Source organism: Pseudohaliea sp., from assembly GCF_054552115.1.
Genome location: NZ_JBTOLW010000050.1, coordinates 1 through 10,316, shown reverse-complemented (window position 1 = coordinate 10,316; position 10,316 = coordinate 1). Strand labels below are relative to the sequence as shown.

The following is a 10,316-nucleotide window of genomic DNA, read 5'->3' as shown; positions in this document are numbered from 1 at the left end:
AGGAAAAAGCCCCCGCCGGGTGGTCCCGCGGGGGCTTTTTCTTTCTTTGCCTATCACCGGGACGGCTGCTGGAGAGTGCCCCCAGTCGCTCCCCGACACACGATTGGTGGGGGCACTCTCCAGCAACCGCCCCTACCGCCTCTGCCTTGAAGGCACGTGAGGCGTCAGGGGCGAGTGGGGGAGTCTTCTCTCACAAAGCGTGTATCGGGGAGCGACTGAGAGAAGACTCCCCCAGTCGCACCGGAACCCTGCGAAGGAAGCGCCCTGCCCTGCGCAGGGCCGTCAGTCGATCAGCGACAGCCAGTCCGACGAGCCGTCCAGCATCAGCCCGATCCATTCCTTCACGGATGTCCCCTGCACCTCGAGGTCGAACTGCGCCTGGATGAAGGTGTGGCTATTGCCATCGGCGATGAAGCTGCGGAAGCGCTCCGGGTAGGCGGCCTCGAGCTCCGCCATCTCCGGCACCAGTTCCGCCTCGAAGGCCTCGCCACCGATGCCGACGAACACGTCGGCGATCACCGTGTCCTGCCTGGTGCTCAGGAAGCCCATGCGCAGGTTGCCATCTTCGGCGAGCTGGTACTTGTGATAGTTGGTGAGGTGCCCGTCCTCATCGATACAGTCACCGCAGCTTTCGGGAATGAACGCCCCGGAATTCCACTCCTCCACGAACTGCTCCGTCAGGCCCGGCCGGGAGATGCCCACCCCCGAGTCATTGACCAGCTCGATCGGTACGTCCGGGTAGAGCTTGCGCACCAGCGGCAGCGCATAGTCGGTGCCGAAGCCGCCGGCGCTGTTGCCTGTGAGCAGGATGCGCTCGGGGCTCGGAAAGCTGTTGGCGATGACATCCAGCGCCGCCGAGAGATTCTTCAGGCCCCGGTGGTAGCGGTCCGTCATGCCATCGTCGTCGAGGTCCACATCGATGTCACCGGAAAAGATCGAGCCGTCACAGTACGGCAGGTAGGCGGTATTCCAGCTGGCCACCGGGTTTCCGGGCGTTTCCGGGTTGAGGATACCGAAGGGGGGGATGCCCGGCGCCGCCGTTTCCGTCGCCGCGCAGAGCTCTGACCAGCAGGCGCCGCCACCTTCGAGGAAAATCATCAGTTCCGCGCTGCCCTGGTCCCGGGTCGCCATGGTGTACTCTCCGCCGGTGAGGCAGAGGGGACCGTCGCCGGCACCGAAGGCGTGGTTCACCACGTCACCCTCGGTCTCGGAGGTCATGGGGGTGTAGAGGCCCAGGTAACGGTCCACGCCCTGGTCGTAGAGTTCCGCAAAGGGCACCGGCTCCGGCTCGGGCTCCGGCGCTGGAGGCGGATCGATCGTCAGGGTATTGTCGGAGTCGGAACAGGCCGCCAGCGACAGGGCGGCGAGGACGAGAAACAGGGGGCGACGGTCGCGCATGGTGTGTTCCTTCTTATGGTTGTTCCGCCGGGAGTTTGCCATGCGCCGCCCTGCGTCACCAGCCATCGGCAGGGTCTTTGCCCTCGTCTTTTTTCCGCTATTCTTTTCCCTCGCGGCCTCTATGCTGCCGGCGGGCCCGGCGCTGGCCGCCGGGCCCGATGCCCCGTTCCCCACCGCGAACCGTAGCCCGCTGCTCCTGCCGGTGGGCCTGCCCGATGCCCGCAGCGCCCGGATACCGCCAGCGGGTTCCCTCGAGGCGCGCGCGACTCTCGAGGTCGCCAACACGAGTCTCCATGAACCTTCGCTGTGCCGCGACGACTGCGCTCTCGTCCTCGACGGAGAGACCACCCGCCTGGCCCTCGGCGTGCGCAGGGGCTTCGGAAGCGGCTGGGAGGCCTCCGCCGTGCTCCCGCTGCTGCGTCACAGCGGCGGTTTTCTCGACAGCGCCATCGAGGGCTGGCACCAGGCCTTTTCCCTGCCCAATGGCGACCGCGAAAACTACCCCCGGGACCGGCTGCTGTACCGCTACCGGCCCGACGCGGGCGGGGTGGGACTCGCCCGGACAGCGAACGGCATCGGCGACGTACAGGTCGGTATCGCGCGCCGGCTGGGAGAGCGTTTTGCCCTGCGTGGGCAGCTCGAGCTGCCCACGGGCGACGCCGCTGACCTGACCGGCAGTGGCGGTATGGACCTCGCGCTCAGTGCGCACTTCAGCAGCAGCGGCAACGGGGGCGGCACCGCGACCGGCGGCAGGCTGTACACACACCTGTCCGCCGGCGTTGTCCTGCGTGAGGACGGCGACCTGCTGCCCGCTGTTCAGGAGCGCTGGCTGGCTTTCGGTTCGGCGACGGTGGGCTGGCGCGCCGGCGAGCGCTGGCACCTGAAAATGCAGCTGGATGCGCATAGCGCAGCCTGGGACAGCCCGCGTGAGGTGCTCGGCGAGCCCTCGGCGCAGCTGGTCATGGGCGCCTCGGTCCAACTCGACAAAGGCTGGGTTCTCGACCTCGCCTTCAGTGAGGATATCGTGGTCGAGCGCTCACCGGACATCGTTTTCCAGGCGGGCCTGCGCTGGCGGCTCCCGACCGGCGCGCCCTGAACTGTCACGAAACCTTCATAGAGCCCCGGTAACTTACGCGTTTATCCTGCCCGGAAGGGGGTGGCTTGTACTCGCGATCGGTCGACCTCGGGTCCCTTGCCGGCGCCGCCAGCGCGACGCCCACACTGCTGGCGGTAGACGACGATCCCGGCCTGCGTCTGCTGGCAGAGGCCGCCTTCGCCGAAGAGGGGTATACGGTGCTGCTGGCGTCGTCTGGCGCGCAGGCCCTGGAATTGCTCCGCAACAACCGGGTGGATGTCATTCTTCTCGACCTGCTGATGCCCGGCATGGACGGCTTTCAGACCTGCGCCAGGATCAAGGCGGTTCCCGAGTTCGCGCAGACCCCCATCATCGTGCTGACCGGTCTCGATGATATCGATGCCGTCGAGCAGGCCTACGGTGCCGGCGCATGGGATTTTACCGGCAAGCCGATCAACTGGCCCATCCTCAAGCACCGGGTGCGCTACGCCCTGCGCGCCTCCCGCGCATTCGCCGGAGAACGTCGCGCCGCGCGCCTGAGCCGCACAATCGACAACTCGCACTCGGAAGTAATCACCTACGAACTGGAGACGGGCAGACTGCTCAGCGCCAACCGGAGTGCACTGGCCAACCTGGGCTACGACGAGGCCGAACTCATCGGCATGCCCTTTTTCAGCATCGCCCACGGCCCCTCGGACACCAACCTCGCCGCGGGGCTCGCGCGCCTGTCCGAGCGCGGCCAGGTAAACACCTCCCTTGAGCTACTCCGGCGCGATGGCAGCCGCTACCCGGCCGAGGGAATCTTCCTTTTCTCGGGCGAGGAACGGCCGCACGTCGTCATCGGCATCCTCCAGGATGTCAGTGAACAGCGACGCGTCGAGGCCGAGCTGCACCGCCTCGCCCACTATGACGAGCTTACCCAGCTGCCGAACCGTCGCCTGCTCAACGAGCATGTCCGCGGGGCCCTGTCGCGGGCGGCGCGCGCGGGTAGCCGCTGCGCGATCTGCCTCCTCGACCTCGACGGCTTCAAGCGGGTCAATGACACGCTCGGACACAGCGCCGGAGACCGGCTCCTGCAGGAAGTCGCGGAACGACTGTCCAGCGTAGTCCGCGCCCACGACTTCGTCGCGCGCGATGCGCCGATAGACGGCCCGCAGCTCAGCCAGCTGGCTCGCTTCGGCGGGGACGAGTTCTTTCTCCTGGTCACAGAGTTCACCGATGACACAGCACCTTCCCGGGTAGCCCGCCGCGTTCTGGAGCGGGTGGCGATGCCCTACGAGATCGGAGGTACAAACCTGACCATCACCGCCTCCCTGGGCATTGCGCTGTACCCGGACGATGGAGACACTCTCGACGAGCTCATGATGCGTGCAGATACGGCCATGTATCGAGCGAAACAGGATGGCAAAAACAACTACGCCTATTTCACCCATGAGTCAGGGGTGAACACAGTCGCGCGCCTCGAGCTCGAAACGGAACTGCGCAGGGCCATCGACAAGGGGCAGCTGGAGCTGCACTACCAGCCGCAACTGGATGACCAGCTGCGCGAGGTCGTCGGCGTGGAGGCCCTCGTGCGCTGGCGACACCCCGTACAAGGCCTCCGCCCCGCGGGCAGCTTCATCCCCATGGCGGAAGAGACGGGTCTCATCCTGCCCGTCGGAGACTTCGTCCTCGGCGAGGCCCTGCGGCAGCTCGAGGAATGGCGGCCCCGGCTCGGTGACAGCTTCAAGATGTCGGTCAACGTTTCCGCGCTTCAGCTTCGCCAGAAGGACTTCCGCCAGCGCCTGGAAACGCTCCTGGCGCAGTTCGAAGCCAGGAGGGGCCACCTGGTGCTCGAGATCACGGAAAGCGCGTTGATGACTCACGCGGCGTCGCGCCTGCAATGGCTTGACGAACTCAAGAGCGCCGGCGTACAGATTGCCATCGACGACTTCGGCACCGGCTACTCTTCCCTCAGTTACCTGACCCGCCTTCCCATCGATTATCTCAAGGTCGATCGGAGTTTCGTCGCTGACCTCGAGCGCGGTGATGAGGGCGCCGCGGTAACCCGCGCGGTCTTTCGCATGGCGCAGGAACTCGGTATCCGCATTATCGCCGAGGGCGTCGAGAGCGAGCAGCAGCTCCGCTTGCTGCGCTCCATGGGCAGCTGCACGGTGCAGGGCTGGCTGGTCAGCAAGGCGCGGCCCGCTGCGGACCTGCTGGACTTCGTGCTGCATTATCGCCAGCACGGGGAGGCGCCGCGTGAGCATTAAGGCCCCGGGCACGGTAGTCAGACGGCTCCCCGTCGCGATCCTGGTTCTCGTGGCCGCGAGCGCCTGGGGCTTCCCGGCAGAGGAAGCGCCGGACCTGCGCCTGTACATCGCCGGGTCCTCGGCCCAGGATCGCCTCATCGAGGGCCTGCTGCGCTTGCGCGACGACCTGCCGGACACACCTGCCCTGTGTGCGGCAGGCACCCTCGACGTGTACCAGGGCCGGGCGGGGGGCAGCCGGCAACGCGTCTTCCTCTGCCGAACCACCGATGCCATCCCGGGCATCGCTGCAGGCCTCCGGCTCGCTCTCTTCAAGTCCAGCGGAGGATCGGGCGACGGCGTCGTCCCGCTGCTCGCAGAAACACCCACGCCCTTTCTCCGCCAGCGGGAACTGGCGCAGGGCTGCGCGGGCCGGAACCGCGTGCTGCCCTCCGGCGCCCTCTCCGCCTATACCGTTCACGTGGACTGTGAAACGACCATCACCCGGGTGATCCCGGACGCCGGCATTTCGGACCTGGAGCCGGTGATGTTTGCCGCAGACACCGGGGCCCTCGAAACACACCCGCTGACACAGCTCGTTTGGGGGCTCCCGGTCAGCCGGAACTTCCGCAATGCCCTCCAGGCCCTGCAGGGGCTGGTGTCCGCAGAAGTACCTCATGACGACCCGGCACGCGAGAGCCTGGCGGCGATGCCCACCCTCAACAGCGCCCAGCTCGCGAGCATCTTCGCCGGTGTGGTAGAGAGCTGGTCCGCTTTCTACGACCAGGCGGGGGATCCGATTACCGCATCGGCCCAGCTGCCACCGCCTCCGCCACTGTCACGCCGGGATCTGTCGGGCACGAGCCCCGGCGCCTATCGGCCGGCCCCGTCTTCCGGTGACCGGATCTACCTCTGCCGGCGCATCGAGAGTTCGGGTACCCAGCTGGCCTTTGCGCTGCACTACCTGAGACGTGGCTGCACAGCCCCGTCACCGGCCTTCGCCGCTCCCGATGACGGCAGCAACGGGATTGCCGGCGGCGAGGTGTCCGCACTCCTGGACCGGGCTCTGCCCGCGGGTCGGGTCAACGCGGGCCGCGGCTCGGCCGATGTGCGCGCGTGCCTTGACTACCACGACGATCACAATCGCTGGGCGATCGGCATGTTGTCGACGGAAAACATCGGCGATTACCTCGGCGCGGAATATCGTCACGTGCGTGTTGATGGCTACGCCCCGACACTCCTGAACGCCCACCGCGGATACTGGCGCCATGTCTCCACGGGCTCGATCCAGTGGCTGCGGGAACGCGAGGCGGATTTTGCAGAAGAGGAGCGGAAGATACTCAACTACCTGGCGGCCTACCTGGGCCAGCCCGCGGTGCTGAGCAGCCTCAACCGCGCTTTCCGCCACTCCTGGGGCCAGGGAGGCTATCTGGGAGGCGTGAACGCCGGCAACCGTCCCGTCGAAGCGCCAATTACCGCAGCAACGCTGGAGGAGCGCCCCCTTGCCGGGGTGAGCTACGAGCATTTCGGAGAGCCGCGCAGCTGCCTGCCGCCGCTGCTCTCGGGACCCTCGGCTATCGGCGGCGACTAACCAGCTGCGGGGCCCGGGCTCCCGTGCTCCGCACCGCGGGACAGGACGCCGGAAGACTCGAGGCTGGCCAACGTCTTCCCGAAGAGCTCCCGCATGGCCGCGGCGCTATCCGCCAGCGGCCCGCCCTCCGGATCCGCGGCATGATGTTCCATCTCCTGCGCCAGGGCGGCGAGGCGAAGCGCTCCCAGCTGATGCGCACTGGACTTTATGCTGTGGGCCGACAGCCGCACCGTCTCCCGGTCTCCGCTGGTGCAGGCATCCCTTATCTCTCCGAGCAGGCGGCTGGTCTCCTTGCAAAAGAGATCTGCGAAGCTGGCTACCAGGGCATCCCCGTCCCCGGGCCGCAGGGCACGCATGGAATCCAGCGCCGACTCATCGAGCAGCGGGACCTCGTCACCGGGTAGGGCAAGCTCGGCGCTGCCCCGGGAAACCGGCTCTGTCTCTATACCGAAGCCCGATGAGGCTTCCCGTTCCGGTGCCCAGCGGGCGATAGTTGCAAGCAGGTCGTCCCGTGCGATCGGCTTTGCCAGGTAAGCATCCATGCCCGAGTCCAGGCAGCGCTTCTCGTCCTCATGCAGGGCGTTTGCAGTCAGCGCGATGATCGGCAGCCGCGGAAGGCCCGCAGCGTTCTCCCGCTCACGTAGCTGCTCCGTGGCCGTAAAGCCGTCCATAACGGGCATCTGGCAATCCATGAGCACCAGGTCGATACCGCCCTCCTCACAGCGCTCAAGTGCCTCCGCCCCGTTTTCCGCCAGGCGCACACGGCAGCCTGCCGACTCGAGCATCATCCGGCATACTCTCTGGTTGACGGGATTGTCTTCCACAACCAGCACACCCAGACCACCGAGGCGCGGGACGCGCGGCGGGTCTGCCGGCCGGTGCCTCGGCTGTTCCTCCACGAACGAAGCACGCTCTGAAAGCAGCCCCAGCAGGCATTCGCGGAGGCGCCCCTGCCTGACGGGCTTGGCAATGAACGCGGTAAAGAGATGATCGCTGTCCTGCTCGGCGACGTCACGCACCGACGCGGAGCTCAGCATCACCCGGGGAATCGGGGCCAGGCTGCCATCGGCAGCGAGCCTGCGGGCGAGGGTAACACCGTCGACGTCCGGCATGTGCCAGTCGAGGAGCACGAGATCGAACTGCGCACTGCTGTCGGCGGCGCTCTTGAGCAGATTCCAGGCGGCCTGAGCGCTCTCGACCGTGTAGACATCGATACCCCAGTCGAGGAGCAGCGTGCTCACCGTGTCCCGGTTGGTGGCATTGTCGTCCACGAGGAGGATCTTCCGGCCCTGCAGTTCCTCGAGTCTCGCCGTGGGCTGCACGTCTTCGGATAGCGGCAGCGGCACCTCGAACCAGAACGTCGAGCCCGCGCCGGGCTCACTGTCGGCTCCTATCGTCCCGCCCATCAGTTCGACCAGCTTGCTGCAGATCACCAGCCCGAGGCCCGTACCGCCGAAGCGCCGGGTGGTACTGCTATCCTCCTGGCTGAAGGCCTCGAAGATCGTGTCGAGCTTGTCGGGCCTGATCCCGATACCGGTGTCGCGGACCTCGAAGCGGTAGCGCGGGGCAGCAGCGCCTTCACTGCAGCTGACATGCACCGACACCTCACCTGCTTCCGTGAACTTGATGGCATTGCCGAGAAGGTTCATCAGGATCTGGCGCAGCCTGATGGAGTCACCGACAACCCGCCAGTCTGCATCCGGGTCGATCCGGCATACGATCTCCAGTTTTTTCTCGTGCGCACGCGAGGCGAGCAGTTCGACGGTCTCCTCGACGACGTTGCGAATCGAGAGGTCGGAGAGGTCGAGACGAAGCTTCTCCGCTTCCATTTTCGAGAAGTCCAGGATGTCGTTGATGACAGCCATCAGGGTCTCTGCCGACTGGTTGATGGTGTCCACGAAATGTTGTTGCTCTCGCGTGAGGCGCGTCCGTCCAAGTAAGTCCAGCATGCCCAGCACCCCGTTCATCGGCGTGCGTATCTCATGGCTCATATGGGCGACGAACTCGCTTTTCGCCCGACTCGCCGCTTCCGCAGCTTCCCGCGCCTCCACATTGTCGCGCATGGCCGCTTCAAGACGCTTGTTGCTTTCCGAGAGATCTTCGCTGCGGTGCTCGAGGCTGCGTTGCTTCTGCTCAAGCTCGTGGTCCCGCTCGTCGATCTGGGCCAGCATGTAGTTGAAGTTCTCGATGAGCGATCCGATCTCGTCGTCCTGGTGCTTGGTCGCGCGTACCGAGTAGTCTCCGCTCTCGGCGATGCGCCGCGTAACGGCGACTAACTGTTGTATCGGGCCCGCCACGAGCCGCTGTAGCCGTAGCGAGAGGAAAGTCGCCAGCACGAAGGCGGCACCGACCACGGCCAGCATGATGAGCAGGTCGCTGATGATCCGTTCGCGAACGTCCGCCAGGTGAGAGCGGAGTTGCAGGTAGCCGAGGACCTCATTTTCAAGGCGTACGGGAATCACCGCATTGAGAACCCGGAAACCCTGGTACTCGGCTGACACCGCTCCGGAGGCCATGCTTGCCTCCAGGAGCGGCAGGTACGCAGCCGCGTCGTGGACTTCGAAGGCCGGATCCGTCTCGGAGAAGTGCCTGGCGAACACGGCACCCTCGCTGGTAAACAACTGGGACGCGACCACGCTGGCATTCTCCTCAAGCGCCCGCAGCGCCTGCCGCGCCAGTTCCGCATCGCGGAATAGCAACGCGGACGCGCTGCTCGTGTTCAGCGCCCTGGCCGCCGTGAGGAGGTTTTCACGCTCGTTTTCCCGCAGCGAGACGCTGTGGCTGAAAAACGTATAGGAAATCACAATGGTCAGCGCAAGGGCCAGCGTTACAAGCGTGACCAGGACGAGCTTGCTGCGAATGGGGAGCGAAGCGAGGAGTGCCATGACCGATTCCGGCTGCGGGCTGAGAATGAAGCTGTGAGACTGCGCAGCCTGAAGGTTATGTCATTTGTGTGACGAGAATGTGAATGCCGGGCAGCCGCGTATCGAACACCACAACGTAAAACGCCCCGACCAGTGACTGATCGGGGCGTTGGGATTCTGGACTGGGGTTGGTGCCACACCCATGACCTACTTTGGGTCGCGAGCGGTGCTCGCGATCGCTTCGCGACGCCTTCGGCGCCCCCTCCCCGCACCTGCGGTGCAGGGTCGGTCACATGGGACCCGGATTGTAGTGGCAGTAGATCCTCGGTTCCTAAAAACAAAAACCCCGGTCCAACGGACCGGGGTTTCTGTTTTTTGGAGCCTGGCGATGACCTACTCTCACATGGGGAGACCCCACACTACCATCGGCGATGCATCGTTTCACTGCTGAGTTCGGGATGGAATCAGGTGGTTCCAATGCTCTATGGTCGCCAGGCAAACTGGCTGGGATGACCCTCGGTCTTACTCGCACCCGGCGATGCCGGCCACCCCAATAAGGCGGTAGATCAAGCTTCGTATCTGGTCTGTGCCTGAGTATTCGTGCTTTCACACCGGACTCGCCACAACACCCGGGAGCCTCGCTGGCTTCGGCAGGTTTCCCCACCCCAGCGCAAACAACCTGGATTATATGGTCAAGCCTCACGGGCAATTAGTACTGGTTAGCTCAACGCCTTACAACGCTTCCACACCCAGCCTATCAACGTCCTCGTCTCGGACGGCCCTTCAGGACCCTCAAGGGGTCAGGGAGAACTCATCTTGGGAGAGGCTTCCCGCTTAGATGCTTTCAGCGGTTATCCCGTCCGAACATAGCTACCCGGCAATGCCACTGGCGTGACAACCGGAACACCAGAGGTTCGTCCACCCCGGTCCTCTCGTACTAGGAGCAGCTTCCCTCAATTCTCCAACGCCCACGGCAGATAGGGACCGAACTGTCTCACGACGTTCTAAACCCAGCTCGCGTACCACTTTAAATGGCGAACAGCCAGAACCTGGGGACCGGCTTCAGCCCCAGGATGTGATGAGCCGACATCGAGGGGCCAAACACCGCCGTCGATGTGAACTAGTGGGCGGTATCAGCCTGTTATCCCCGGAGTACCTTT

At 65.2% G+C, this 10,316-nt stretch carries 5 protein-coding genes and 2 rRNA genes; 3 read left to right on the top strand and 4 right to left on the bottom strand.

What is annotated here, in order from left to right; translation table 11 throughout:
• Positions 1-282: 282 nt before the first annotated feature.
• Positions 283-1,398 carry a pectin acetylesterase-family hydrolase gene (locus tag ACX93N_RS16005; protein ID WP_459429439.1) on the bottom strand — a complete coding sequence of 372 codons (1,116 nt, stop codon included), beginning with the start codon at positions 1,396-1,398 and terminating at the stop codon, positions 283-285.
• A gap of 40 nt (positions 1,399-1,438) precedes the next feature.
• Between ACX93N_RS16005 and ACX93N_RS16000 the strand changes: the two genes are divergently transcribed.
• The 3 genes from ACX93N_RS16000 (at position 1,439) to ACX93N_RS15990 (ending at position 6,292) form a co-directional block, all read left to right on the top strand.
• Positions 1,439-2,494 carry a DUF3187 family protein gene (locus ACX93N_RS16000; protein ID WP_459429438.1) on the top strand — a complete coding sequence of 352 codons (1,056 nt, stop codon included), beginning with the start codon at positions 1,439-1,441 and terminating at the stop codon, positions 2,492-2,494.
• 65 nt (positions 2,495-2,559) lie between these two features.
• A complete protein-coding gene (locus tag ACX93N_RS15995; protein WP_459429437.1) occupies positions 2,560-4,725 on the top strand; it encodes a putative bifunctional diguanylate cyclase/phosphodiesterase in 2,166 nt (721 codons plus the stop codon).
• A complete protein-coding gene (locus ACX93N_RS15990; RefSeq protein ID WP_459429436.1) occupies positions 4,715-6,292 on the top strand; it encodes a hypothetical protein in 1,578 nt (525 codons plus the stop codon). The genes ACX93N_RS15995 and ACX93N_RS15990 overlap by 11 nt, the downstream gene beginning before the upstream one ends.
• Here ACX93N_RS15990 and ACX93N_RS15985 read toward each other — a convergent pair.
• From ACX93N_RS15985 to ACX93N_RS15975, 3 genes are all read right to left on the bottom strand, one after another.
• Entirely contained in the window at positions 6,289-9,177 is a 2,889-nt protein-coding gene (locus tag ACX93N_RS15985) for a response regulator (protein ID WP_459429435.1), read from the bottom strand. The two genes, ACX93N_RS15990 and ACX93N_RS15985, sit on opposite strands and share 4 nt — an antisense overlap.
• A 359-nt stretch (positions 9,178-9,536) precedes the next feature.
• Positions 9,537-9,652 (bottom strand): 5S ribosomal RNA (gene rrf, locus ACX93N_RS15980).
• Between the two features lie 192 nt (positions 9,653-9,844).
• Positions 9,845-10,316 (bottom strand): 23S ribosomal RNA (locus ACX93N_RS15975); the annotation flags it as partial.